Consider the following 24,929-nt stretch of genomic DNA (forward strand, 5'->3'; position numbering starts at 1 on the left):
TCTCTAGAATCTGGGTGCATGAACGCGCCAACTCACCACCTTCGGACCGCGCGGGACCGCCACGGTCGTGGGGCCCGCGGCCCGCTGCTGCCCGTTGGTGTTCCGCGTTATCGAACCCGCTCCGCACAGTTCGATCAGCTAGTACTGGACACGTACGCACCGCTGCACAACGCGTACTTTGAGCAGCTGGCAACGGTGGACTTGGCCGTCGATACGATCCCCCGGATGCGCCTGAGCCCCGACGTCGCGCGCTTCAGCGATGAGATTGTTGCCGACGGTCCCGTCCCACTCGGCCGAATCTTACAGGCGGGCGTGGACCGTTACGGGGTGCCCACCCGGGCGCGCTTTGTGCTGTTTCGCCGCCCGATTGAGCAGCGCACTGAGACAGCAGAAGAGCGGTCAGCCCTCATTCATTGGGTACTGACCGCCCTTGTTGCTTCGTATATCAACCTGGACCCGCGGGATATCGATTCAGATTTTCCCTGGTAGTGCAGGCGTTTAGCCGATCTGCTTCTTCAAGCGGCGGCGCTCACGGTCCGAGAGGCCACCCCAGATGCCAAAGCGCTCGTCGTGCTCGAGCGCAAACTCGAGGCACTCATCGCGCACGGCGCACGCTTTGCAAATTCGCTTTGCCTCGCGAGTCGAGCCACCCTTTTCCGGAAAGAACGCCTCGGGATCGGTTTGAGCACACAGCGCTTGATCTTGCCATTCCTGCTCGACGGCACCGAACAGCTCATCGAAGCTCATGCCGACCGCGGCTACGCCACGGATGTCAGCACCATTCGCCATGTCTTCCACGCCGTCCCCTTTCTCCGTCGTTCTTCGTTTCGGCCAGCTGCGTCGTCTACCCGCTTGAGGGGTGCGACGAGTGACCCTTGCACTCATGCGATTACACACCGAACCACTAAATAGGTGCAAGCTATCGGGGTGAAACCTTGACCTTTTCCGCAAGAATTGCACGCCATCAGTCACACGAGTCACAACAGTCACAGGGGGCTAGAAACGGGGGTACAGCACGGGGGTACTACATGTGGTAGGCGAATTGGCTACCCCTTACTAACCAGCTAGAAATTCCACCCATACGGCGTGTCGCTTACGCATCTGGGGAAAAGCGCACTCCCGAATCCGGAATCGTCACACCAGGCCACACTCGCATGCCGCCCTGCAGTTCGCAGCGCGCCCCAATCTGTGCGCCCTCTCCGATCACGCAGCCGTCGATGCGCGAGTTCGCGCCAATCGTGGCGCCCGAGGCGATGATGGAATCGCGGATCACGGCACCGGGCTCAATAGTGACCCCATCGAAGATGACGCTGTCATCCACGCGACACCCAGCGCCGATCTCCGTGCCGCGTCCAACCGCGGTGCCGCCCATCAAGATGACACCACCCGCGACGCCAGCGGATTCGTCGATAAGCGCCTCACCGGTCTGGCCCTCCAGCAGCGGCGAGTACGCAATACCGCGCACCACGTCCGAGGAGCCCTGCACGAAATCCGACGGCCTACCCATGTCCCTCCAGTAAGAGGTATCCACGTAGCCGACCATCTTCGCGCCCGACTCAAGCAAACCAGGGAACGTCTCGCGCTCGACAGAGACCACGCGACCAGCCGGGATCTGCTCGATGACTTCGCGGCGGAACACGTAGCACCCAGCGTTAATCTGATCTGTCGGCGGATCCTCCGTCTTCTCCAAGAACGCAAGCACATTGCCGTCCTCGTCGGTTGGGACGGAACCGAACGCGCGAGGATCGGGTACGCGGACCAGGTGCAAGGTCGCGTCGGCGTCCTTCTCAGCGTGGTAGTTCAAAATCTTGCTCAGGTCAGCACCGGACAGCACGTCCCCGTTGAACACCATCGCGTTGTCGAAGCGCAGCTTGTCGGCAACGTTTCGGATCGCGCCCCCGGTACCCAGCGCCTCCTCTTCGACAACGTACTCAATCTCAAGACCGAAGTCGGACCCGTCGCCGAAGTACTCCTCGAACACCTCAGCGCGGTACGACGTCCCCAGCACCACGTGGCGCATCCCCGCCTGGCGGATCCGCGCAAGCAGGTGCGAGAGGAACGGGTGCCCTGCGGTCGGCAACATCGGCTTCGGGGTACTCACCGTCAACGGACGCAGGCGCGTGCCGCGACCACCAACCAAAATGACCGCGTCGGTATTCTCCGGGGTCACGGTGCGGGATGCATTCACGTGGAATCCTTTCAAAGCGTTCTTCTTATTTACTGCGCGAAACAAACAGTGCCGCCCGCACTTTCAAACCGACCCACAGCAGCGCGCGCAGCGGGGCCTGCCACCAGTGCGGGTGACGGTCAGACTGGAAACGATATGCGGAAGTGTGGTGCGCCGGCACCGTGACTCGCTGGAACTTGCTAGCAACATGGCCCTGGTCATGCACGATGACCGAGGAAGGGCAGTACACGTTCTCCCATCCGGCGCGGCGCAAGCGGTCTCCGAAGTCAACGTCCTCGAGGTACATGAAGTAGCGCTCGTCGAACCCGCCAATGACGTCGAAGGCGTCCCACCGCACGAGCAGGCACGCCCCGGAGAGCCAGCCCGCACTGCGCTGGTGATCCATGTGTTGCTCCGCCTTGTACGAGGCAGAAAATGGGTTGGACGGCCACACCTCATATAACAAGGCGTGCCCCACGCCGGTAATGATGCCCGGCACCTCTCGCGCACTTGGGTACAGGTTGCCCTCGCAGTCCTCAATGCGCGGCCCTACGGCGCCCGCCTCCGGTAGCGCGTCCATGCAGGCGCGCAGCGTGTCCACGCTTCCCGGCTGGAACACCACGTCCGGGTTGGAGATCAAGAAGTAGTCACCGTTGATCTCTCCCCGCTCGCGGCGTGGCCGCAACTCCCGGACCGCGGCGTTGATCGCAGCGCCGTACCCGATGTTGCCGCGGGTGCGCAGCAGTTCGACGTTGTCGTGTTCACGTGCGGCAGCCTCCGGGGCACCGTCGGTAGAGCCGTTATCTGCACAGATAAGCAGTGTTTGACCCTCGGTGGCGTCGTCAAGCGAAGCGATGAGCTGCGCCAAGTGCTTGCCTGGCGAGTACGTCACCGCCACCACGGCGAGTGGAGCTGTCATAGCTGCCTGCCCCTCCTATCGGTCCTCTCGGCCAGCCTTCATGTACACAATGCGAATCAGCTTACCCATCCAAAAGTGTGAGAAGCATCTTGAACTCGCCCACGCACGTGTCTTTTGTTGTTTTCGCACCCTGTATAATTGCGCCCTGTGACTGACTCCTTGAGGCCTGCGCGCGACATCCAGCCCGCCCCATCGCAGATGCGTGACATCTCGCAGTTGGGGCACCCGGTTGTGAAGACAACCCTTGCGGTGCTGTCTGCCGTTGCGTTGACGGTGTCGGCCGTCGGCTACTTCACTGTCGGCAGGGTCAGCAATCAGCTCAGCGCCTCTGAGCTGCGGATTAACGCGGGACGTGGGCAGAGCGACAAGGACCAGATCGACGGCGCGATGGACATCCTGCTGGTCGGTTCGGACTCCCGCACTGACGCCCAAGGCAACCCCTTGAGCGAGTCTGAGTTGGCGCACCTCAACGCGGGTGTCGCCGATGGTGAGATCAACACGGACACCATCATGATTATCCGTGTGCCCGACGACGGTTCGCGGGCCACGGCAGTTTCCATCCCGCGCGATACGTACGTACACACCGACGACTACGGAAACATGAAGATCAATGGTGTCTACGGTGCGCACGCCGCCGCCAAACGCGAGGAGCTCATCGCCGCGGGCAAGCCAGAGGGCCCGGCACTCGAGCAAGAGGTTGCACGCGCAGGCCAGCTCGGGCTTATCGACGCCATCAATGACCTCACCGGCGTGGAAGTAGACCACTACGCGCAGGTAGGCCTGCTCGGCTTCGTCCTTCTTACGGACGCGGTTGGCGGGGTGGACGTCTGCCTCAACGCCGCGGTCGACGAGCCACTCTCCGGCGCACATTTCCCTGCCGGGCAGCAAACGCTCGACGGCGCTCAGGCGCTGTCCTTCGTGCGGCAGCGCCACGACCTGCCGCGCGGCGACCTCGACCGCATCGTGCGCCAGCAGGCGTACATGGCCTCGTTGGTGCAGAAGGTGCTCTCCGCAGGCACGCTGACAAGCCCAGCGAAACTGCGCGACTTGGCAACCGCGGCGGAGCGCTCGGTCACTCTTGACCAGAGCCTCGACGTGATGCGTTTTGCCCAGCAGATGTCCGGCCTGGCGGGCGGCAACGTCACCTTCACCACCATCCCTGTGACCTCGGTCAACGGTGTCGGCGACTTCGGCGAATCCATCGTGACCGTGGACATCAACGAGGTCCACAGCTTCATGGAGTCCGCAGCCAAGGAACAGGTCCCCGAGGACAGCCAACCGGAGCAAGCTCCCCAGCAGGCCGAAGACTTTGCAGGTGCGCAGGTCTCCGTCCTCAACGCGGGCTCCGTTCCAGGCCAAGCCCGCGCCACCGGCGAGTGGTTGGCCGACGCAGGCATTACGGTCTCCGATGTATCCAACGCAATGGACGGAATCTACTGGGAATCCCAGGTGGTCGCCGCCGACCCCGAAGACCCACGAGCACGCAAGCTCGCCGAGATGCTTGGCGGCGTCCCAGTCACGGCGAACAATGCTCTCGAACCGGGCAGCATCATCGCGGTTGTCGCGGAAGACTACAACGGCCCCGCGAAGGTCGATCCGGAAGATGCCCAACAGCATGTGCCCGTCGGCACACCTGGCGACGACATCAGCGGCATGAGTCTGGGCCCGGAGATCGACGCTGGCGGCCAAGGGCCTCGCTGCGTGAACTAGCTTGGCCACCTATGCTTGGCTGCCATGAGTATGCTGGCACGCTTATTGCAGGAAGACCCCGCCACACCACGCCTGACCGTCTACGACGAGTCACAGGGCAGCCGCATAGAATTTTCCGCGCTGACTCTGGACAACTGGCTGAGCAAAGTGGGCAACTTGCTGGACGAGGAGTTCGACCTCGAGGGCTCTGACCCCATCGTGATCGACCTTCCGGTGTCCTGGCAGGCTGCGGTGATCGCGCTTGGCGCCTACAACATTGGGCGTCGCCCGATCTTCGCGAGCACAGGCGACGATGTCCCGCTCGTGTTTACCGTGGCGGAGCGCGTCGACACCTGGGCTGATGCGGACGAGTGCGTCGTTGTATCAAGGGACCCCTTCGGGCGCGGCGTCGTCGAATCAGGCGGCACGTTGCCACTTGGAACCGTGGACTTCAGTCCCACGGTGCGCAGCTACGGCGACCAGTACTTTGGACAGACTGCAGACATCGCGCAGTGGTCACAAGCAGCTCCTCAGGGGGCTGAGCAGCCCGCCTCCCCCCAACGGGTATTGATTGCCGGTTGGAACAGCGCCGACGAATTCGAACATCGCGTACTTGCCCCGCTGGCTGGGGGCGGTTCGGTCGTCGTGGTGACAGACGGGGCGGAAACACCTGGTAAAGACAGGATCGCAGCCATCGCCCAGGCGGAACACGTAAACCACATACAACCGGACATTTAACCCCGTTTTCTCCCCCGTTCGTAGGTAATTCGGCAGATTTCTGCGCGCCCGGGTCCAGTTTTTCACTAGATTGAAGACACCGAATTCACACGAGTCACACATGACCCAACGAAAGGCGGATGAATGAAACTCCGTACGACTGGTGCAACCCTCTGTGCAATTGCGCTCGCTGGCGCAGCTCTGACCGGTTGCTCTTCTGACAACGAGGCAGCGGACACCAACAAGGACTCCGGCACCTCCGCTTCCGAGGGCGGCGCGGAGCGCGGCCCGATCACGTTCGCCATGGGCCGCAATGACACGGACAAGCTCAAGCCGATCATCGAGAAGTGGAACGAGGCTCACCCAGATGAGCAGGTCACCCTCTCTGAGCTCGCCGGCGAGGCCGACGACCAGCGCGATACGCTCGTGCAGTCCCTCCAGGCGGGTAACGCCGACTACGACGTGATGGCCCTCGACGTTGTGTGGACGGCCGACTTCGCAGCGAACCAGTGGCTCGAGCCACTCGAGGGCGATTACGCCATCGACACCTCCGGCTTGCTGCAGTCCACCGTCGACTCCGCGACCTACGGCGGCAAGCTCTACGCCCTGCCGCAGAACACGAACGGCCAGCTGTTGTTCCGCAACGTCGACAAGGTCCCAAGCGCGCCTGACACCTTCGAAGACGTCATCGCCGCCTGCAAGGAGGTCGAGGGAGACTGCCTGACCACCCAGCTCAAGCAGTACGAGGGCCTGACCGTAAACACGCTCGGCTTCATCAACGGCTGGGGCGGCAGCGTCCTTGACGACGCCGGCGAGCCAACCGTCGAGTCCGACGCCGCAAAGGCCGGACTGCAAGCACTCGTTGACGCATACAACGACGGCGTCATCGCCAAGAGCTCCACGGCAGCAACCGAGGAGGAAACCAACCTCGCGTTCACCGAGGGCAACACCGCTCTGGCGATCAACTGGCCGTACATGTACACCAACGCCCAGGAAGCTGGCGTGAACTTTGAGGTCCAGCCGCTGGTTGGCAAGGACGGCGTGGGTGTTTCCACCCTCGGTGGCTACAACAACGGCATCAACGTCAACTCCAAGCACAAGCAGACCGCGAAGGACTTCATCGAGTTCATCATCAACGAAGACAACCAGCTCTCGTTCGCTGAAGCATCCTTCCCACCAGTGCTCGCATCGATCTACGACGACGCCGAGCTGGTTGCAAAGCACCCATACCTGCCAGCACTGAAGGTTTCGCTGGAGAACGCGCAGCCTCGCCCGGTTTCCCCGTTCTACCCTGCGATCTCGAAGGCTATCCAGGACAACGCCTACGCAGCACTGACCGCCGGTAAGAGCGTCGATGACGCCACCGCCGACATGGCAGCTGCTATCAAGCAGGCTTCCTAATACGATACGTCGTATGAGCAGAACGCCCGCCCGGACTGTGTTCGGGCGGGCGTTATAGTTCGTATATCTCCATCTTCCCGTCTACTTTGCAAAGGCCCGCGATGAGCACATCTCCATCCAAGCCTCGCGATACCACGAAGGCAGCAGCGCTCGTCGCGCCCGCCTTGCTGGTGTTGGCGGTGGTGATCGGCTACCCGATCGTCCGCGCAATATGGCTTTCATTCCAGTCCAACCGGCACCTCGACGCCTCTACCGGAGTGTTCGTCGATGGTGGCTTTGCTGGCGTCGATAATTACTTGTACTGGCTGTCGAACCGCTGTATGACGCCGTCGGGCGTGGTGGGTGCCTGCCCTCCTGGCGTGCTTGCGACCGACTTCTGGCCAGCAGTGTCGGTGACACTCTTCTTCACCGTGGTCACCGTCGCCTTGGAGACAGTGCTCGGTATCGGGATGGCCATCATCATGAACCGGCCGTCGCGCGCCCGCGGTCTGATCCGCGCGGCCGTACTCATCCCTTGGGCGATCCCAACCGCGGTGACCGCGAAGTTGTGGCAGTTCATGTTCGCACCGAGCGGTATCGTGAACTCGCTGCTGGGCGCGAGCGTGGCGTGGACAACTGACCCGTGGGCGGCACGCTTCGCGGTGATCATCGCCGACGTGTGGAAGACCACGCCGTTTATGGCGCTGCTCATCCTCGCAGGCCTGCAGATGATTCCGAAGGATGTCTACGAGGCCGCGCGCGTCGACGGCGCCTCCGCATGGCAGACTTTCACCAGCATCACCCTGCCGTTGGTGCGGCCAGCGCTCATGGTGGCGGTGCTCTTCCGTACGCTCGACGCGCTGCGCATGTACGACCTGCCGGTCATCATGATTTCGGGCTCCTCAAACTCCCCTACCGCGACAATTTCGCAACTGGTGGTTGAGGACATGCGTCAGGGCAACTTCAACTCGGCCTCGGCGCTGTCCACTCTCATCTTCCTGCTAATCTTCGCGGTTGCGTTCGTCATGGTGCGGTTCCTCGGAGCGAACGTTGGTGGCGCGAACGAACGGCGTGAAGCCCGGCGCGCGAAGCGCAAGCAGGAGAAGAAGGAGGCGGCAGCGCGATGAAACGACTCGGCCACTACGCAGGCATCATCTTCATCATGTTCTGGGGGCTCGCCCCGTTTTATTGGATGGTGATCACGGCGCTGCGGGACAAACGCTTCACGTTCGATACCACGCCGTGGCCCACGCACGTCACCCTCGAGAACTACCGGGACGCACTGGCCACGGACGCCGGCAATGACTTCCTCGGGGCGATTTTCAACTCGCTGATTATTTCGCTGGCGACAACGGCGTTGGCGGTCGCCGTGGGCGTGTTCACCGCCTACGCGCTTGCTCGCCTGGACTTCCGCGGCAAGGGATTCATCACGGGCATCATTTTGGCGGCCTCGATGTTCCCTGGCATTGCGCTTGTCACTCCCCTGTTCCAGCTGTTCGGTGACCTCGGGTGGATCGGCACATACCGTGCCATGATCATCCCGAACATCTCATTCGCCCTCCCCCTGACTATCTACACGCTGGTGTCGTTCTTCCAGCAACTTCCTTGGGAGCTCGAGGAAGCAGCGCGTGTCGACGGCGCCTCCCGTGGCCAGGCATTTCGCCTCATCTTGCTGCCGTTGGCGGCACCGGCCATCTTCACGACGGCCATCCTGGCGTTTATCACCACCTGGAATGAATTTATGTTGGCGCGCCAGCTGTCGTCCACGGCGACTGAACCTGTCACCGTCGCAATTGCACGATTCTCGGGGCCGAGCGCCTTCGAGTACCCGTACGCTGCGATTATGGCGGCGGGCTCGCTGGTGACGATTCCGCTGATCATCATGGTGCTGGTATTCCAGCGCCGTATTGTGTCTGGTCTCACAGCCGGCGGCGTGAAGGGCTGACTTAACTTTTTCTTATGTCTAGATTAAGCTGTATTCACTTTATTACTTCCCGCCCCTAGAAAGAGCAGCTATGCACCACACCACACTCCGAATCGCGACGGCAACCGCACTCGCATCCTCCCTGGTACTGAGCGGCATGACTGGCACGGCACACGCCGAAACCACCGCAACGGTGCACACCAACGCCGATAACAACGGCACGACAGTGACCACCAACGTCACCACCAACACCACCGCAAACGGTGGTGTGACCAAGGAAGAAGCAAACGCGCTTGAGGTCGCCGGAGTTGTGGTTGGGCTCTTGGCAGTACTCGGGGCCCTGATGGCCGGGTGGCTATACTTCGCTGCCCCGCACATGGGCCTGAACTTCGGCCCCCGCCTCTAACGAGTGCAACGGCCCTCACAGCGCCAGGATCTGCTCTGGCAAACAATCATTGGGTTCGTAGGGTTCTTCACCCTGCTCGCCTTCGTACAGGCCGCCATCAACATCACAAAGCCCGAGCCATCAATCTGGCCGGGCCTCGTTCTTGCCGCCTTCGTCGCAGCACTGTGGTGGCTGATTCGCCGGTGGCGCCAGTGGCGCGCAGGCGAAGACTAAATCACTCCTCGCCGAGCAGACGCTCACGCAGCGCGGCGTCCTTACGCTCAACTTCAGCCGCCATGTCGGACTGGTACTTCGCCGGCGATTAATGCGTCTACGAGTATCATGCCACCCACAATAAACACCCACACGCTGCACAAACAAGCGATTGTGAGAAGCATTCCACTTTCAGCTCAAAAGAGAACCGGCAGCCCAATCCATACGCCTAATATAGGTCTGGTTTTTGCCGCTGCGATCGTGCGCAGGGCAGGATTCGCGCTGTGCTAGTGTCACCAATGTGACACGGGGTGCACCCCGAAGTGGTGCTGAGATCAGACCCGTCGAACCTGCTCTAGCTCAACCTAGCGAAGGGATGTCCCACATGAATGCACCTGCCCTGCCCCGCATCCTCACGATTGCCGGCACCGACCCGACCGGAGGCGCAGGCGTCCAAGCCGATATCAAATCCATCCAGGCCGCCGGCGGCTTTTCCTACAGCGTAGTGACCTCGCTGGTCGCCCAGAACACCACCGGTGTGCAGGAGATTTTCACCCCGCCGATCGACTTTCTGCGCACACAGCTGCGCTCCGTCACCGATGATGTGGCGATCGACGCGATCAAGATCGGCATGCTCGGCACCACCGAAATCATCGAGGTCGTGCGCGAATTCCTCACCACACACGCACGAGAGGCCGCGGTGGTGTTGGATCCGGTGATGGTGGCGTCGTCAAGCGATAGGCTCCTGACGCCCGAGGCGGAAGTCGCGCTGCGCGAGCTCGCCTCGCTTGCCGACATCATCACGCCCAACCTCCCCGAACTCGCCGTCCTCACCGGCGAAGACCCGGCCACCGACTTCGACACCGCGATCGCGCAGGCGCAGGGGCTGGCGAAAAAGCTGGACACAACCGTGATTGTCAAGGGCGGGCACCTCACCGGCCCGCGCGCAGACAACGCCGTGGTGACCGCCGAGCGCGTGCACCACGTGTCGGTAAGCCGCGTGAACACGAAGAACACGCACGGCACGGGCTGCTCTTTTTCCTCGGCGCTGGCGACGCGCCTGGGCGCCGGCTTCGATACGCCGGCGGCGACCGAGTGGGCGTCGCGCTGGCTGTACGAGGCGATTGCGCACGCCGACGTGCTCGCCGTTGGACACGGCCGCGGCCCCGTCGACCACGGGCACGTCGGCCGCCGCATGCAGCGCGCCGCCGACTGCAACCCCGAGCGCTTCCTGCGCATCGACGCCCCACCAACCGCGCCACTCGCCACGCCTGCTGGCCCGTACACCCAGGCGCTGTGGGACGCCTCGGCGCCGTACCTCACCGCGATTATGGAGCTGCCGTTCATCCGCACGCTTGCCGACGGCACCCTCGACCACGCCGACTTCATGTTCTACCTCGAGCAGGACGCCTACTACCTGACCAAGTACGCGCGCTCGCTGCACGCGCTTGGCGGCGCGTGGGCAAAGGATGCGGACGCCGCGATCACCGACGAGCAAGAGATGCAACGCACCTGGCTCGCCGATCTTGGCCGCGAGACGCTGCCGTCGCCGGTCACACGCGCCTACACCGATTTCCTGCTCGCCTCCGCCCTCGGCGAGTCGGCGGCGATCGGGCAGGCGGCGGTGCTGCCCTGCTACTGGCTCTACTACGAGGTCGGCGCGCGCCTCGCGGAGCACAACCACGCCTCGCATCCCTACCACGACTGGCTGGCCACCTACTCGGGCAACGGTTTCTACGAGGCGGTGCGCGGCGCGATCGACCGCTGCGAGGCCACCCTTGAGGCGAACCCCGACGCCCTGGACGCGGCGGTGCGCGCGTGTGCGGTCGCCTCGCGCTACGAGCGCGATTTCTTCGACCAGGCCGACCGCGCGTGGGTGGTGCGCGATGCCTAAGTCGCTCGACCTACGCTGCTATTTCGTCACGGGCCAGCCTACCGCCGATGTCGCGCGCGTCGCCGCCGAAGCCGCGGCCGGCGGGGCGGGCGTGATCCAGGTGCGCAGCAAGCCGATCGCCAAAGCCGACCTCGAGCGTCTCGCGTGCGAGGTCGCCGATGCGGTCGCCGCGGCGAACCCGCGCACGCGCGTGCTTATCGACGACAACGTTCCCCTCGCCGCCCGCCTCATGCGCACCCACCACATCCACGGCGCGCACATCGGCCAGGACGACATGGACCCGCGCGCCGCGCGCGAACTGCTCGGGCCGGACGCGATCCTCGGACTGACCACCGGCACGCTCGCACTGGTGGAGGCGGCGAACGCGTACGCCGACGTGATCGATTACGTCGGCGCGGGCCCCTTCCGCCCGACCCCGACGAAGGACTCCGGCCGCGCCCCACTTGGCCTCGACGGCTACCCGGCGCTGGTCGAGGCCTCGCAGGTACCGGTCGTGGCGATCGGCGACGTACACGCCACGGATGCCGCCGCGCTTGCCGCCACGGGCGTGGCCGGCGTGGCGATCGTCCGCGGTTTCATGCACGCTGAGGACCCGCGCGCGATGGCGGCGGGTATCGTCAAGGATTTCGAGGAAGCGTCGTGAGTAGTTTCGAGCACGTCATCGTCGGCGCCGGCATCATCGGCCTGACCACCGCGTTCGAGCTCACACGCCGCGGGGTGGATCCCCGCAGGATCGCGCTGGTGGACCCGGCCCCGGCAAGCGGCGCGACCAACGTGGCCGGCGGCATGCTCGCCCCGGCCGCGGAAGTGCAGTACCGCCAGGAGCCGCTCTATCCGCTGATGTTGGAGTCGGCGGCGCTCTATCCTTCGCTGATCGCAGACCTGCCGGGCATCGAGGTTGGGTACCGCACCGAGTCGACCTTCGTGGTCGCCGCCGACCGCGCCGACGCTACCCACCTGCGCGAGCTCACCGAGCACCAGCACGCCCACGGCATGGACGTCGACCGCCTCACGCTGCGCCAGGCGCGGGCGCAGGAGCCGGGCCTAAGCCCCCAGCTGGCCAGCGTGGTGGAGATCCCCGGCGACCACCAGGTCAACCCGCGCATGTTCGCCGCCGCTCTGCTGCGCGAGCTTGCATCGCGCGGCGTGACGCTGGTTCGCGAGCAGGCCACAGCACTGCGCTGGGAGGGCGAAACCTGCGTGGGCGTCGAAACCAGCACCGGCAGCCTGCGCGGCGACACCATCTACGCGTGCAACGGTCTCGGTGCCAGCGCGCTCGGTCTGCCGCTGAACCTGCGACCGGTGCGCGGCGACATGCTGCGTCTTACCGGCCGCATGCCGGTCGGCCGGGTCGTGCGCGCCTTCGTCGAGGACCGCCCCGTCTACATCATCCCGCGCACCGACGGCACCATCGCCGTGGGCGCAACCAGCCGCGAAGACGCGCGCGTGCGGCCCGCCGTCGATGGCGTGTATACGCTGCTTCGCGACGCCATCCGCGTCGTCCCCGCCATCGAGGACTGCGAGCTGGTTGAGGCGCTCGTCGGCAATCGCCCAGGCACGCCCGACGACCTGCCCTACCTGGGGCTGCGCGGCGAGAACCTGGTGGTCTCCACCGGTTATTTCCGCCACGGCATCCTGCTGGCAGCGCTCGGCGCGCGCGTCGGCGCCGACCTCGGGCTGGACCGCGAAACCACCGTCGATATTTCCGACTGCGACCCCGGCCGCCACGAACTGTAAAGGAGCATCATGCGCATCATCATCAACGAGAAGCCCCATACCTTCGACACCGCGCCGACTGTGCGGTCGCTGGTCGAGGAGGTCGTCGGCCACGCAGAAGGCGTCGCCGTCGCTGTCAATGGCAAGGTTGTGCCCGCAAGTCGCTGGGACAGCTCGCTTGCCGACGCCGACACCGTCGACATCCTCACCGCCGTCCAAGGAGGCTAGACGTGCTGAACATCGCCGACAAGAAATTCGACTCCCACCTGATCATGGGCACCGGCGGGGCGACCAGCCAGCAGTTGCTCGAGGACGCGCTGGTGGCCAGCGGCACGCAGCTGACCACCGTGGCGATGCGTCGGCATGCCGCCCGCACCAATGGCGGCGAGAGCGTCTTCGAGATGCTCACCCGGCTCGGCATCGATCCCCTGCCGAATACTGCGGGCTGCCGCACCGCCCGCGACGCGGTGCTCACCGCGCAACTGGCGCGCGAGGCGCTCGGCACGAACTGGGTCAAGGTGGAGGTCATCGCGGACGAGCACACGCTGCTGCCGGACGTCGTCGAGCTTGTCGACGCCTGCGAGCTCCTCGTCGCCGAAGGCTTCGTCGTGCTTGCCTACACCTCCGACGACCCGGTCGTCGCCGCCCGCCTGGAGCAGGTTGGGGTGCATGCGGTGATGCCGCTCGGCTCTCCGATCGGCACCGGCCTTGGCATTTTGAACCCGCACAACATCGAGCTGATCTGCGCGCGTGCGCAGGTGCCCGTGCTTCTCGACGCCGGCGTCGGCACCGCTTCCGACGCCACCTTGGCCATGGAACTCGGCTGCGACGGCGTGCTGCTCGCCAGCGCGGTCAACCGTTGCCAGGACCCGGTCGCGATGGCGCGTGCGATGCGACACGCGGTCGAGGCTGGCCGGCTCGCGCGGGATGCGGGTCGGATTCCGCGGCGGACGCATGCGGAAGGGGCGTTGGCGTCGTCAAGCTTTGATGGCCTAGCGAGCTGGGCGGATGAGGTCCTATGAGCCTGCCTCACGCTGAGCTGCGGCGCACCGCGCGCCAAACGCTGCTGCCCGGCTTCGGGCTAGCGGGCCAAGAGGCGCTGAACCGCGCGCGGGTGCTTGTCATCGGCGCGGGCGGGCTCGGCTGCCCGGTGATGCAGGCGCTGGCGGCCACAGGTGTCGGCACGATCACGGTGATTGATGATGACGTGGTGGATGACACCAACATCCACCGCCAGATTCTGTTTAGCGCCTCCGACGTGGGCCGGCCCAAGGTGGAGGTGGCAGCCGAGCAGCTGCGCCGACACCGCGCAGACGCCACGATCGTGCCGCTGCGCAAGCGCCTCGACACCTCCAACGCACCTGGGCTGTTCCGCGAGCACGACCTGGTCATCGACGGCTCCGATACCTTCACCACGAAATTCCTCGCCGGCGACGCCGCAGAACTCACCGGCACGCCCCTGGTGTGGGGCTCGGTGCTGCGCTTCCACGGCGAGCTCGCGCTGTGGTACTCCGGACCGGATGCACGCGGGGTCGGGCTACGCGACCTCTACCCCACCCACCCGGCACCCGAGGACACTCCGGACTGCGCCACCGCCGGCGTGCTCGGGGTGACGACCTCGGTCGTCGGCGGGCTGATGGCCACGGAGGCCGTGAAATACCTCGCGGGCATGGACGCCGAGGTCGGTGTGCTCCATGTCTACGAGGCGCTCGCCGGGACGCTCCGGCGCTTCGAGGTCGCTGCCGACCCGCAGCGCGAGCTGGTCACCGAACTCGTCTCCGAAGCTGCCCCGTGTATGCTGCCGCCAGACGGCGAGAAAACGCGCCTACTCGTGCAGGTCGCGGATGGTCACGCCACAGCGCTGGACGTGCGCGAACTCGGTGAAAAAGCGATCAAGGACCTGCCGCACGCGTCCTTCCACCTGCCGGCCTCGGTGTGGCGCGAAGACCCGGACGCCGCGCTCGCACTGCTCGATACGCTGCGCGGCGCGGGCGAGGTCGTGGTCTACTGCGCCTCCGGTAAGCGCTCGGCCGATTTCGTTGCGCGCTTCGGCGAGGCTGCCGCCGCGCGCGGCCTCACTCTGCACAGTTTGCCGGGCGGGGTCTAGCGACCCCTAACGACGCTGCGCCGCTGCGATCTCGGAAGTGTTCTGCGCCGTCTTGATCGCCGAGACCATGAATTCGAGGGTGACGCGCGCGCTGATCAATGAGAACAGCGCGAAAAGCGTACCGAAGAGAAGGAAGCCGATCAGCATGAGCAGGCCGGTGCCAAAACCAACACTAAACGTAGCCAGCGACACCAAAAGGCCGAAGACCCCAGCACAGTCCGATGAAGACTGCGGAGATCAGGTAGATCACGCGGGCGAACTTCAGGGTGATGTACTGGGAGAAGGAGAAGTCGAAAAGCGCGGAGAAGAAGCCGTCGGCGGTCTGCTTGCTTTGCGCGGCGTTGAAGTTGGCGATCATGGGTGTTCCCTTTCAGTCGTATTACAGGTGCACTACGAACTTATACCCGGGTTAACGCGCTCCCGCTTCGTTTATCCAGGTTGGTTACTCAGTCAGCAGGCTTTCGCCTCTGGCTTCCAGGAGTTGTTCCATCTCGTGCATCTCAGCGGTTTGCACGTCGACCATTTGTTGAGCCAGTTCCACGAGAGGCTGGTAGCCGCCGTTGTCGATTTGGTCTTGGGTCATGGCAACGGCACCCGCGTGATGGAAATGCATGAGCTGGAGGAACCGGGTGTCTGCTTCCTCGCCCGAAAGTGATTTCAGCTGGTCCATCTGTTCTGGAGTGATCATGCCATTGGCAATGTGTGGGGCGTGATGTGCCATCAAGTCACCCTGGTCCCATTGTTCAGCCCAGTCGACCATGGTGTCGATTTCTTCTTGTTGCCCGATTTTAATCCGTTCGGCCAAGTCCGCGGTGGCTTCGCTGATGCCATCGGCGGCCAGGATGATCTCGCTCATGTCCACGGCTTGCTGGTGATGCGGTGTCATCATCGCGAGAAAATGCAAATCGACCCCATTGACTTCTGCGGGTTGGTTGGCCCCGGCAGTCACTGCGGCACCGTCCTTGTCGGTCTGGGGCGCGTCTGTGGCGTCTTGGCCATCTCCGGCGCATGAAGCCACGCTGGCCCCCAGTACTGCAACGGTGATCAAGCCGGTGATGCGGCGATGTAAGTGTGTCATGAATGGAGCCTTCCTAGGACTGAAGCACATGGCACCAAAAGTAGCACCATCGGATGTACTCTAGCGCATTTTGTGCATAAGGCGTCGCCACACAACCCGCGCCGCGGAGTGCGGCAACGCAACGAGCTCGCGCGCGTAGTTCTTCGGCCGGGAACGGCGCGGGGTGCGCGCAGGCACCATCTCCACTGGAATCCCCAGGTGCCAGGCCCACACGCGCGTGCGGCGCACGTGGAAGTTGCTGGTCACCACGATCAGCCGCGGCGCGTGCGGGAACAACGCGCGGGTACGCTCGAGGTTTTCGTTCGTCGACGACGCATGGGGCTCCTGAATGATCAGTTCACGGGGCACGCCGCGCTCGACAAGCCAGCGAGCCATCACGGCCGCCTCCCCGCGGCCGGTGACCACGATGGCGCGCCGCACGCCAGCGTGCGCGTCCGTCCGCCAGCGGAGCAGTGCGCTGCAGAGCCGGGCGTGCAGCATGCGCGACGGGTGGCCGTCGACAATTCGCGCACCCAGCACCACGATGGGACTGCTACTCACCCAGCAACCGGCTGCGCAGCGCGGCATCCTTACGCTCAACTTCGGCCGCCATGTCGGCCTGGTACTTCGCCATCTTGTCCACTAGTTCCGGATCCCCGGCACCGAGCATCCGAACAGCAAGCAGGCCCGCGTTCTTCGCGCCGCCGATAGACACCGTCGCGACTGGAACACCCCCTGGCATCTGCACGATGGAAAGCAGAGAATCCAGCCCGTCAAGGTCCTTCAATGCGCGAGGGATACCGATGACTGGCAGTGGCGTTGCCGCGGCAACCATCCCCGGCAGGTGGGCTGCCCCACCGGCGCACGCAATGATGACCTGGATGCCACGTTCATGTGCTTGCTTCGCATAGGCAAGCATCTTCTCAGGGGTGCGGTGCGCGGAGACCACCCCGACCTCAAACGGCACCCCGAACTCCGCAAGTACCTCTGCGGCAGGCGCAACCGTGTCCCAGTCCGAATCCGAGCCCATGATGAGGCCAACGCGTGCGTTCATGAAGAAACTCTCCTCCTGTTAGTACCAGTTCGCGTGAACAATAAAGTGCGCGGCGTGCTGCGCAATTGCCAAGGTGGACGTGGCGTCGTAGCCGGTGACGTTGACGTGTCCCATCTTGCGCCCAGGGCGCCAGCTCTTGCCGTACAGGTGCACCTTGGCCTCCGGGTAGCGGCGCATCACCTCGATGACGCGCTGCTCCATCGGCATCTGCGGATCCTCCTCCGCACCGAGAGTGTTCACCATCACCGTGACCGGCTCGAGCGTGTCCACGGACCCGAGCGGCCAGTTCAGGACCGCGCGCAGGTGCTGCTCAAACTGGGAGGTCACGCAGCCGTCCTGCGTCCAGTGCCCCGTGTTGTGCGGGCGCATCGCAAGCTCGTTGACCAGAATTTTCGACGCCCCGTCCTCCCCGATGCACTCGAAGAGCTCAACGGCGAGCACGCCCGTAACGTCAAGCTTGGTCGCAATATTGGTGGCAAGATCACGGCACTGTTTCGCCACATCAGCCGGCAGTTCTGGCGCTGGAGCAATCGCGATATGGCAGACGCCGTCCGCCTGCCGTGACTCGACGACGGGCCACGCCTTGACCTCGCCGTCCCGGTTGCGCGCCACCATCGCGGAAAGTTCGCGGGCGAAGTTCACCTTTTCTTCCGCGTACAGCACAACGCCCTTCTCAAGCAGATCGGTGACCAGCTGCTCGCACTCTTGCAGGGTCTCTGGGAACCAGACGCCGTGCCCGTCGTAGCCTCCGCGCGTCGCCTTGACGCACACGCGGCCGTCGACAAGCTTCCAGAACTCGCGGGCGTCCTCCACGGAGTCAAACTTCGCAAACGGCGGCACCGGTGCCCCCAGCTCCTTGAGCTTGGTGCGCTGCTCAAGCTTGTCCTGGGCGTAAATCAGCGCCTGGGGGCGCGGCTCCACGTTGTAACCTTCGTCCAGCAGGCGCTGCAGGAACTCGTTTGGGACGTGTTCGTGGTCGAACGTAATCGCCGAGGCACCCTGAATGGTCGCGTGCAGGTCGTCGAAGTTGGTGTAGTCACCAAGCTGGACGTCACCAAACACCTGGGCGGCCGAGGCGTCCGGGGCGCCTGCAAGCACCCTGGGCTGCAGTCCAAGTTCGATGGCTTCCGTGTGCATCATTCTGGCAAGCTGACCGTCACCGATAACGGCAACTCTGGGCATTCCTTGAGCGTCTCTCACAACGAACTACCTTAGCCTTATGGGCGCTACGATGTGGGCATGACTGAAACGAATCCCGCGATTGTTCGCCACACCATCTTCCAGAACTCACTGATGACCGCGCTTCTCGACGGCATCTACGAAGGCGAACTGACCATCGGAGACATCCTCGGCAAAGGGAACTTCGGCCTTGGCACCTTCGACGGGCTCGACGGAGAGATGATCATTCTCGACGGCGTCTGCTACCAGCTCACCAGCGACGGCAAAGCGCGCGTCGCAAGCCTTGACCAACGCACGCCGTTTACCGTCGTGACGAACTTTGTGCCGCGCATCCGCGTCGACGCGCCGAAAGGCATGCGCCGCGCGGAACTGGCCGAGTTCATCGACGCGCTCGAGCCGAGCCACAACTTCTTCTACGCCGTCAGAATCACCGGCACCTTCGACGAGGTGGTCACCCGCACCGTGACCAAGCAGGAGAAACCGTACCGCCCCATGACGGAGGCCATCGGCGATGACGCCGAGCACCACTTCACCGACGTACACGGCATCATCGGCGGCTTCCGCACCCCCGCCTACGCCAAAGGCATCGGGGTGCCCGGCTGCCACGTCCACTTCATTGACGACGCCCGCACCGCCGGCGGCCACGTGCTCGACTACACCATCAACGACGCCGTCATCGAGCTGTGCCCCGCCACCGACATGGATCTGCACCTGCCGATCACGGCAGACTTCCAGGCAGGCAGTCTCAGCCCGAGCGACCTGGATAGCCAGCTGCACACAACGGAAATTAAGGAGTAGTTAGCGGCGGCGCAGGCTCTCGTCCAGCGCACGCTCCACCGCACGCGCCTTCCCCACCTGCGGGAAGAACACCGGCTGGTCGAACCCCCACAGGGCGATGGACAGCCCGCCGCGCTGGCGTCGAAAAGAATGAATCTGGCGCAGCGGGATGGAGTCGACCGCACCGCGCGCCGAGCGGGCGAGGATGCGGCGGTCGGTGAGCAGGAAACGCTGGCGGCGGTGGCGAACCACCGGCAACACGAAGCGCCACACCGACAGCAGCGCCCACACCGCAACCACGATGTTGTGCGCCTGGGGGTTCACAAACGGGGTGACGTCCATCCAGCCGATGGCAATCCAGGCGATCCCGGTGATCACGATGAGCTCGAGCAACGGGAAAATGAGGCTCGTTAACGGCGGGTTCGTGTCGGCGAGGACGGTCTCGCCCTCTGCCAGCTGAAACTTCACCCGCGACTGTTGCACGGCACAGATCCTACTGTTTCGGCCGGAGGTGGTGCACATCTCCGACGCTGTATGCCGTGCCGTCGATGATCACTTCGCCCTCGTCGTTGACGCCATCGACGGTGCCAATCACCTCGCCGTTGTGCAGCTCAATGCGCACGTGCTGCCCGATCGTGCTGCACACTTTGCGGTAGTCGGCCAGCAGCTGCGGGTCGCGCTGCTGCCACTGCGCGAAACGTTCACCCATCGCGCACAGCACCTGCGTGGTGAAGTCCACGAAGTCGACGTCGATCCCCTCGAGATTCAGCGCCGTTGCGGTGGGGATGGGCAGCTGCTCGCGCTCGAAGTTGACGTTGATGCCGATGCCGACCACTACGCGCCCGTCCGCGAGCCCGGAGAGAATCCCGGCGAGCTTCTTCCCGCCGATCTGCACGTCGTTCGGCCATTTGAGCTGGGCCTGCGGCACGACGTCGGTCACCGCGACACCGGGCGCGATCGACAGCAGCCCGAACGGTGGCGGGTTGTCGTCGATGGGCAGCACCATGCTCATCGCCAGCTGCGCATCCTTCGGGCTGACCCACTTGCGGCCAAGTCGCCCGCGCGACGCCGTCTGCTCCCCCGCGATGAGCACGGTGCCGGGTTCGCCTTTGTTGAGGAGATCGTCGTTCGTCGACCCGGTGGTTTCCACCCAGCGCACCACCGGCCAATACTTTTCGACGCCCCGCTGGAGCCTGCTCAGTTCTTCAGCATTCATGTTGACCTAATCTAGCGCTACTGTTAGACACATGACGATTCAACGTTTCCTCCGCAAGGCACTCATCCCGACGTTCGGGGTGGCCGGCATCCTGCACTTCATCAAACCAGAACCTTTCGATTCGATCGTTCCCGAGTCCCTCCCAGGTGAGGCCCGGACGTATACCTACGCGTCCGGCGCCGCGGAGTTGGCAGCTGCTGTGCTGCTGGCCGCGCCCAAGCTTGGCCCGGCGTCACATGCGGGACACCAGAAACGTGCGCCGAAGCTGCGCAAACTCGGTGGTGGCTTCGCAGCAGCGCTCTTGCTGGCCGTGTGGCCTGCGAACTTCGAGATGGCCCGCCAGTGGCGCAACAAGCCGTGGCAAAAGCAGGTGATCAGCATCGGTCGACTTCCGCTGCAGCTGCCGCTGATCTCAGCTGCGTGGAGCATTTTCAAGGACCCGAGCATGCGCTAAGCGCGTTGCCCGTGCCGTGTTGGCGTCCTGGCACCTGAAACATAAGGGCCCCGCCGCGCGATTTATAATGTGGTTTTCTTTCCGTGCTAGTTAGACTGAGGCGATATGGGCGATAAATCTTCTTCCAAACCTGACATGTCGACGACTGCAGGCCGTATCCAAGATCTGCGCAACCGGCTTGACGAGGCCCAGGCGCCGCTTGGCCAGGACGCGATCGACGCGGTCCACGAGGCCGGGGACCTGACTGCGCGTGAGCGTGTCGAGCGTTTGCTGGACGCGGGCTCCTTCGTGGAGGTCGACGCGCTGGCACGCCACCGCGTCGAGGCATACAAGATGGACCGCACCAAGCCGTCGACGGACGGTGTCGTGGCAGGTTACGGCCTTATCAACGGCCGCCGCGTGTGCGTATTCTCCCAGGACGCCACCATTTTCGACGGCGGCATCGGCGAGGTGTACGCCGAGAAGATCCTCAAAGTCTACGAGCTGGCCGCAAAGACTGGCGTGCCGGTAATCGGGTTCTACGACTCGCTCGGCCCGCGCTGGCAGGAGGGCGTCGTCACGGCTCACATGCAGGCGAAGATCCTGCGTGCTGCGACGCAGGCTTCTGGCCTGTTGCCGCAGATCGCCGTGGTTGCCGGCGAGGTTGCCACGCTTGCTGCCACCACTGTCCCGCTGGCTGACATGCGCATCATGGTTGATGGCGCAAGCCTTCACCTGGCCGCAACCGACGTCGCCTCCAAGGTCGCTGGTAGCGAGGTGACCGCGGAGCAGCTCGGCGGCGCGGACGTCCACGCGGCCACCACTGGTGTTGCAAACATTCGCGTCAGCACCGACGAGCAGGCTGTCGACGAGGTGCGCAAGCTCATGAGCTACCTGCCGCTGAACAACCGCGCGGCTGCTCCCGTGGCTGACGCCGCCGAGGGCGCTGACGCCAGCGTGCTTGACTCCCTGGTTCCCGACGAGGACGCCCAGCCATACGACATCACCACCGTCATCGAGACGATCACCGACGGCGACTTCTACGAGCTCGGCGGCGCCCACGCCGGCAACGTCGTCACCGGGTTTGCGCACATTGACGGTCGGGCGCTCGGCATCGTAGCCACGCAGCCAAGTGTGCTCGCTGGCTGCCTGAGCGCCGACGCTGCCCGAAAGGCCGCGCGCTTCATCCGCACCTGCGACGCGTTCAACCTGCCGCTGCTGCACATCGTGGACTGCCCAGGCTTCGTCCCGACCGTCGAGGAGGAGCAGGCAGGCGCCCTGTCCGCTGCGTCCACGCTGGCGTACGCCTTCGCTGAGGCCCAGGTGGGCACCATTACTGTGATCACGCGCAAGGCGCTCGGCACCGCCTACTCGGTGCTCGGCTCGAAGGGCCTGGGCGCTGACCTTGTCTTCGCGTGGCCGACCGCGCAGATCGCGCTGGCTGACGCACCGACGGCTGCTGAGGCGTTGGGCGTCGATACGCAGGCGTACGAGGAAGAAAACCTCAACCCCTACGTCGCTACCGAGCGCGGCCTTGTCGACGCCGTCATCGCACCTAGCGACACCCGCGCCCAGGTCGTGGAGGGCCTGCGCCTGCTGGAGCGCAAGGTTGTCTATCCGCCGCAGAAGAAGCACGGCAACCTGCCGCTGTAACCACGAAAGGAACGTATGTCTTCCCTCCCCTTCGACGTTGTGAAAGGCAACCCCTCCCCCGAGGAGGTCGAGGCGCTACGCCTCGTGCTGGAGCAACTGCAGCAGCAGGCCCAGGCCGCGAAGCGCGGGCAGCGCAACCTGTGGGGCGTAGCGCCTTCGCCGGTGCATGCGCCGACGCTGTTTAACCCGCTCGCGTTCTCCCCTTCGACGTACTCCTAAGCCATGCGGATTGTTCTCGCCTCGCAGTCGCCGTCGCGCCGAATGCTGCTCGAGCAGGGTGGCGTCAAGCCTGTGCTTCGGCCCGCCAACATCGACGAGGATGCGGTGATCGCCTCGCTTGCCGACGCCCCACCAGCGCACACCGTCGCCGCCCTCGCCCGCGCGAAGGCCGAGACCGTCGCCGGCGAGTTCCCGGATGACGTCGTGGTCGGCTGCGATTCCATGCTGCTCCTGGACGGTCAGCTGCTAGGCAAGCCGCACACCGTTGAGGCCACGATCGAGCGGTGGCGAGCACAGCGCGGCAAGACCGCAGAGCTGCTCACCGGCCACGCCGTCGCCTACAACGGCGAGTGGGTCACGGACACCGTGCGCACCACCATCCGCTTCGGCGAGGCGAGCGACGCCGACATCGTAGCCTACGCCAGCTCCGGTCAGCCTTTGCAGTGCGCGGGCGCGTTCACGCTAGAGGCACTCGGCTCCTGGTTTATTGACTCCATTGACGGCGACCCGACCAGCGTCATCGGCCTGTCCATGCCGCTGCTGCGGCGCTGCCTCTATCACTTCGGACTGGACGCGTCGGAGTTCTGGGTATCCTAGTCGGCATGAAGTTCAACGACATGCTTGCCCCTGATCCGATCCACCTCCCAGAAGACCCAGCCACCGGCTGCGACCTGCTTGCCGACGCCACCGCCGTCGCGCACCCCGATTCCCCCGCCGTGTGGGCCGCCCGCGCCGAGCGCGAGCTGGCAGACGGCGACACGATCGTCGCCTACGCGTACGCCCGCACCGGATACCACCGCTCACTCGACCGGTTGCGCGCCAACGGCTGGAAGGGCTGGGGCCCGGTTCCGGCCTCACACGAGGCGAACGTGCCGGTGCTCAAGGCTATCGCGATGCTCGCCCTGGCCTCCAAGGCCATTGGCGACGACGCCGAGTACGACCGCTGCCGCCAAATGCTTTCCGACGCCGACCCGGACAGCGTCGCTACGCTCCTCTAAACCCCGGTCGGCGCCATGGCGCCTATGGCTAAACGCGACTAGGCGAACTTCGCCTCGACGCGCTTGATTGCCTCCTGCGCAACGAGCTCCTGAATACCCATGTCGAGCTCGGAAGTGAAGCCGACGCAGGAGCAGTTGATCTCGCCGAGCACGTAGGTGTCCTCGCCGTTCTCGCCGTCGGCCAGCATGAAGTCCGCGGTCCAGACGAGCGGGATGTTGTCGCCGCCGAGGTTCTCGGCGATGACCGGGCGGGCCTCAGCGAACATGTCAATGAGTTCTTGCCATGCCTCTGGCTTGTCGTAGGTGTACGTCGCGCCGGAGAACAGGGTCGCGGAGAAGTTATCGCCGCCCTCTGCCGGCTTCTTGTGCACAACGAACACCGGGTGCGGGCCGACGAGCAGAATGCGGATCTCGCCCTCGACGATGCGTGGCATGAAGCGCATGTCCACCAGCATGCCGTTGTCTCCAACGATGTACTGGTTGCAGAAGGTCATGAACTCGCCGAGCTCACGCGTCTCGGTGTGGTTGTCGACGGCCTCGGTGCAGCGGATCTTGGTGTCCAGCGGCAGCGCGGTGCCTGGCTCGACGGAGGCCGCGAGGTCCTCGTCAGCGATGCGGACGCGCCAGATGCCCTCGCCGGTCGAGCCACGGTTCTGCTTCAGTACGCGCTCGCCGTAGGACAGGGACGTCGGGAAGGTCTCGTGGAAGGTCTCGACGTCGTAGTACGCGGCGGTGTCGGACGGGACGAGGTCGGTGTCCTTCAGCTTCACCAGGGCGTCCTTTGCACCGTAGGCCATCATCTCGCCCGGCGTGGACATACCGACCAGGCCCGCAACGGAAAGGCTGGTGAGCAGGTCGAAGTAGCCCTTCTCGCCGCCAGGGATGTTGCCTGGGTTTACGCGGGAGATGTAGCCGTCAAAGTTCTCGGAGACGTAGGTGTAGATCGCGTCTTTCCACTCGGGGCGGTAGAAGACAACTTCGGCGTGCCATCCCATGGCCTTGATCGCGTTGACGATCGGCATGGTGTCTTTCCGGTGTCCGTCGAAATACTTATCCGAGCCGCCCTCGACCTCGAATACGACGATAGCTTTATGCATGGGGCACCTTTCTAGTCATTGTCCCACCTTGTGGGTGGAAACGGGTGTCTGTATGTTCCAATTAGTAACTTTATTTGGCAGGATGAATTTTTCCGCACTCGCCTGGGAAAACGTGCCCAAGTTCACACCGCGTAT

The 24,929-nt window shown here is 64.3% G+C and carries 31 protein-coding genes, 1 pseudogene and 1 riboswitch; of the genes and pseudogenes, 20 read left to right on the plus strand and 12 right to left on the minus strand.

Annotation, left to right across the window (positions count from 1 at the left end; all coding sequences use genetic code 11):
- The first annotated feature begins 18 nt into the window (after positions 1–18).
- Positions 19–489 carry a metallopeptidase family protein gene (locus tag QP802_RS03890; protein ID WP_070362954.1) on the plus strand — a complete coding sequence of 157 codons (471 nt, stop codon included), beginning with the start codon at positions 19–21 and terminating at the stop codon, positions 487–489.
- 9 nt (positions 490–498) lie between these two features.
- On the opposite strand, the gene QP802_RS03895 is transcribed toward QP802_RS03890, so the two are convergent.
- The 3 genes from QP802_RS03895 to QP802_RS03905 form a co-directional block, all read right to left on the minus strand.
- Positions 499–789: a WhiB family transcriptional regulator gene (locus tag QP802_RS03895; RefSeq protein ID WP_305083192.1), complete on the minus strand. Its 291-nt coding sequence runs from the start codon at positions 787–789 to the stop codon at positions 499–501.
- Positions 790–1,093: 304 nt separating this feature from the next.
- Complete coding sequence (gene manB, locus QP802_RS03900) at positions 1,094–2,188, minus strand: mannose-1-phosphate guanylyltransferase (protein ID WP_252930919.1); 1,095 nt, start codon at positions 2,186–2,188, stop codon at positions 1,094–1,096.
- A gap of 25 nt (positions 2,189–2,213) precedes the next feature.
- Positions 2,214–3,086 carry a glycosyltransferase family 2 protein gene (locus tag QP802_RS03905; protein ID WP_256020720.1) on the minus strand — a complete coding sequence of 291 codons (873 nt, stop codon included), beginning with the start codon at positions 3,084–3,086 and terminating at the stop codon, positions 2,214–2,216.
- 147 nt (positions 3,087–3,233) lie between these two features.
- Between QP802_RS03905 and QP802_RS03910 the strand changes: the two genes are divergently transcribed.
- The 13 genes and pseudogenes from QP802_RS03910 to QP802_RS03970 all read left to right on the plus strand — a co-directional run bounded on the left by QP802_RS03910 (position 3,234) and on the right by QP802_RS03970 (position 15,111).
- Positions 3,234–4,796 carry an LCP family protein gene (locus QP802_RS03910; protein ID WP_083329463.1) on the plus strand — a complete coding sequence of 521 codons (1,563 nt, stop codon included), beginning with the start codon at positions 3,234–3,236 and terminating at the stop codon, positions 4,794–4,796.
- A gap of 24 nt (positions 4,797–4,820) precedes the next feature.
- Entirely contained in the window at positions 4,821–5,513 is a 693-nt protein-coding gene (locus QP802_RS03915; RefSeq protein ID WP_070975914.1) for a TIGR03089 family protein, read from the plus strand.
- Positions 5,514–5,636: 123 nt separating this feature from the next.
- On the plus strand, positions 5,637–6,893 hold the full coding sequence (locus QP802_RS03920) for an ABC transporter substrate-binding protein (protein ID WP_284817644.1): 1,257 nt from the start codon (positions 5,637–5,639) through the stop codon (positions 6,891–6,893).
- Between the two features lie 101 nt (positions 6,894–6,994).
- The gene (locus QP802_RS03925) at positions 6,995–7,999 is read left to right on the plus strand and encodes a carbohydrate ABC transporter permease (protein WP_256059599.1); all 1,005 of its coding nucleotides are present in this window, start codon (positions 6,995–6,997) and stop codon (positions 7,997–7,999) included.
- Positions 7,996–8,817: a carbohydrate ABC transporter permease gene (locus tag QP802_RS03930; protein ID WP_070477701.1), complete on the plus strand. Its 822-nt coding sequence runs from the start codon at positions 7,996–7,998 to the stop codon at positions 8,815–8,817. Before QP802_RS03925 ends, QP802_RS03930 begins: the two co-directional genes overlap by 4 nt.
- 70 nt (positions 8,818–8,887) lie before the next feature.
- Positions 8,888–9,202, plus strand: coding sequence for a hypothetical protein (locus QP802_RS03935; protein WP_070362961.1), 315 nt, complete (start codon positions 8,888–8,890; stop codon positions 9,200–9,202).
- A 3-nt stretch (positions 9,203–9,205) separates the two neighbouring features.
- Positions 9,206–9,415: a PEP-CTERM sorting domain-containing protein gene (locus QP802_RS03940; RefSeq protein WP_070477699.1), complete on the plus strand. Its 210-nt coding sequence runs from the start codon at positions 9,206–9,208 to the stop codon at positions 9,413–9,415.
- Positions 9,416–9,691: 276 nt separating this feature from the next.
- A riboswitch (TPP riboswitch) is annotated at positions 9,692–9,788 on the plus strand.
- Between the two features lie 3 nt (positions 9,789–9,791).
- Positions 9,792–11,288, plus strand: a pseudogene (locus tag QP802_RS03945) (bifunctional hydroxymethylpyrimidine kinase/phosphomethylpyrimidine kinase); the annotation flags it as partial.
- Complete coding sequence (locus QP802_RS03950; protein WP_070362964.1) at positions 11,281–11,931, plus strand: thiamine phosphate synthase; 651 nt, start codon at positions 11,281–11,283, stop codon at positions 11,929–11,931. The pseudogene QP802_RS03945 and the gene QP802_RS03950, both read left to right, overlap by 8 nt.
- On the plus strand, positions 11,928–13,025 hold the full coding sequence (gene thiO, locus QP802_RS03955) for a glycine oxidase ThiO (RefSeq protein WP_070362965.1): 1,098 nt from the start codon (positions 11,928–11,930) through the stop codon (positions 13,023–13,025). Before QP802_RS03950 ends, thiO begins: the two co-directional genes overlap by 4 nt.
- Positions 13,026–13,034: 9 nt before the next feature.
- Positions 13,035–13,232, plus strand: a complete 198-nt coding sequence (thiS, locus tag QP802_RS03960; protein WP_070362966.1) for a sulfur carrier protein ThiS — start codon at positions 13,035–13,037, stop codon at positions 13,230–13,232.
- A gap of 2 nt (positions 13,233–13,234) precedes the next feature.
- On the plus strand, positions 13,235–14,026 hold the full coding sequence (locus tag QP802_RS03965; protein WP_070362967.1) for a thiazole synthase: 792 nt from the start codon (positions 13,235–13,237) through the stop codon (positions 14,024–14,026).
- Positions 14,023–15,111, plus strand: coding sequence for a ThiF family adenylyltransferase (locus QP802_RS03970; RefSeq protein WP_284817645.1), 1,089 nt, complete (start codon positions 14,023–14,025; stop codon positions 15,109–15,111). Before QP802_RS03965 ends, QP802_RS03970 begins: the two co-directional genes overlap by 4 nt.
- A 6-nt stretch (positions 15,112–15,117) precedes the next feature.
- Here the strand turns inward: QP802_RS03970 and QP802_RS03975 are convergent, their stop codons facing one another.
- The 6 genes from QP802_RS03975 to QP802_RS04000 all read right to left on the minus strand — a co-directional run bounded on the left by QP802_RS03975 (position 15,118) and on the right by QP802_RS04000 (position 18,404).
- Entirely contained in the window at positions 15,118–15,303 is a 186-nt protein-coding gene (locus QP802_RS03975; protein ID WP_240492828.1) for a DUF4282 domain-containing protein, read from the minus strand.
- Positions 15,284–15,469: a DUF4282 domain-containing protein gene (locus QP802_RS03980; RefSeq protein ID WP_070362969.1), complete on the minus strand. Its 186-nt coding sequence runs from the start codon at positions 15,467–15,469 to the stop codon at positions 15,284–15,286. The genes QP802_RS03975 and QP802_RS03980 overlap by 20 nt, the downstream gene beginning before the upstream one ends.
- 84 nt (positions 15,470–15,553) lie before the next feature.
- Positions 15,554–16,189, minus strand: a complete 636-nt coding sequence (locus tag QP802_RS03985) for a DUF305 domain-containing protein (protein WP_070362970.1) — start codon at positions 16,187–16,189, stop codon at positions 15,554–15,556.
- A gap of 60 nt (positions 16,190–16,249) precedes the next feature.
- Complete coding sequence (locus tag QP802_RS03990) at positions 16,250–16,729, minus strand: YdcF family protein (RefSeq protein ID WP_071572702.1); 480 nt, start codon at positions 16,727–16,729, stop codon at positions 16,250–16,252.
- The gene (gene purE / locus QP802_RS03995; RefSeq protein WP_070362972.1) at positions 16,722–17,222 is read right to left on the minus strand and encodes a 5-(carboxyamino)imidazole ribonucleotide mutase; all 501 of its coding nucleotides are present in this window, start codon (positions 17,220–17,222) and stop codon (positions 16,722–16,724) included. The genes QP802_RS03990 and purE overlap by 8 nt, the downstream gene beginning before the upstream one ends.
- Before the next feature lie 18 nt (positions 17,223–17,240).
- Positions 17,241–18,404 (minus strand): 5-(carboxyamino)imidazole ribonucleotide synthase, encoded by a 1,164-nt coding sequence (locus QP802_RS04000; protein WP_256041924.1) that lies wholly within the window; start codon positions 18,402–18,404, stop codon positions 17,241–17,243.
- A gap of 57 nt (positions 18,405–18,461) precedes the next feature.
- Here QP802_RS04000 and budA point away from each other — a divergent pair, with 57 nt between their 5' ends.
- Positions 18,462–19,199 (plus strand): acetolactate decarboxylase, encoded by a 738-nt coding sequence (gene budA, locus QP802_RS04005; protein WP_070362974.1) that lies wholly within the window; start codon positions 18,462–18,464, stop codon positions 19,197–19,199.
- Here the strand turns inward: budA and QP802_RS04010 are convergent, their stop codons facing one another.
- Both QP802_RS04010 and QP802_RS04015 read right to left on the minus strand, forming a co-directional pair.
- Entirely contained in the window at positions 19,200–19,661 is a 462-nt protein-coding gene (locus QP802_RS04010) for a hypothetical protein (protein WP_246814899.1), read from the minus strand.
- 10 nt (positions 19,662–19,671) lie between these two features.
- Positions 19,672–20,394, minus strand: a complete 723-nt coding sequence (locus tag QP802_RS04015) for a biotin--[acetyl-CoA-carboxylase] ligase (protein ID WP_256059602.1) — start codon at positions 20,392–20,394, stop codon at positions 19,672–19,674.
- 31 nt (positions 20,395–20,425) lie between these two features.
- Here QP802_RS04015 and QP802_RS04020 point away from each other — a divergent pair, with 31 nt between their 5' ends.
- From QP802_RS04020 to QP802_RS04040, 5 genes are all read left to right on the plus strand, one after another.
- Positions 20,426–20,848, plus strand: coding sequence for a DoxX family protein (locus QP802_RS04020; protein ID WP_070362977.1), 423 nt, complete (start codon positions 20,426–20,428; stop codon positions 20,846–20,848).
- Positions 20,849–20,953: 105 nt separating this feature from the next.
- The gene (locus tag QP802_RS04025) at positions 20,954–22,480 is read left to right on the plus strand and encodes an acyl-CoA carboxylase subunit beta (protein ID WP_284817646.1); all 1,527 of its coding nucleotides are present in this window, start codon (positions 20,954–20,956) and stop codon (positions 22,478–22,480) included.
- A gap of 15 nt (positions 22,481–22,495) precedes the next feature.
- Positions 22,496–22,699 carry an acyl-CoA carboxylase subunit epsilon gene (locus tag QP802_RS04030; RefSeq protein WP_070362979.1) on the plus strand — a complete coding sequence of 68 codons (204 nt, stop codon included), beginning with the start codon at positions 22,496–22,498 and terminating at the stop codon, positions 22,697–22,699.
- 3 nt (positions 22,700–22,702) lie between these two features.
- Positions 22,703–23,296: a Maf family protein gene (locus tag QP802_RS04035; RefSeq protein WP_284817647.1), complete on the plus strand. Its 594-nt coding sequence runs from the start codon at positions 22,703–22,705 to the stop codon at positions 23,294–23,296.
- Between the two features lie 5 nt (positions 23,297–23,301).
- Positions 23,302–23,697 carry a DUF3151 domain-containing protein gene (locus QP802_RS04040; RefSeq protein ID WP_256020703.1) on the plus strand — a complete coding sequence of 132 codons (396 nt, stop codon included), beginning with the start codon at positions 23,302–23,304 and terminating at the stop codon, positions 23,695–23,697.
- Between the two features lie 38 nt (positions 23,698–23,735).
- On the opposite strand, the gene QP802_RS04045 is transcribed toward QP802_RS04040, so the two are convergent.
- Positions 23,736–24,794, minus strand: coding sequence for a Cj0069 family protein (locus tag QP802_RS04045; RefSeq protein ID WP_070975890.1), 1,059 nt, complete (start codon positions 24,792–24,794; stop codon positions 23,736–23,738).
- Positions 24,795–24,929: the final 135 nt, after the last annotated feature.

The organism is Corynebacterium sp. UMB10119B (genome assembly GCF_030228125.1).
In the GTDB taxonomy this organism is placed as follows: Bacteria; Actinomycetota; Actinomycetes; order Mycobacteriales; family Mycobacteriaceae; genus Corynebacterium; species Corynebacterium pseudogenitalium.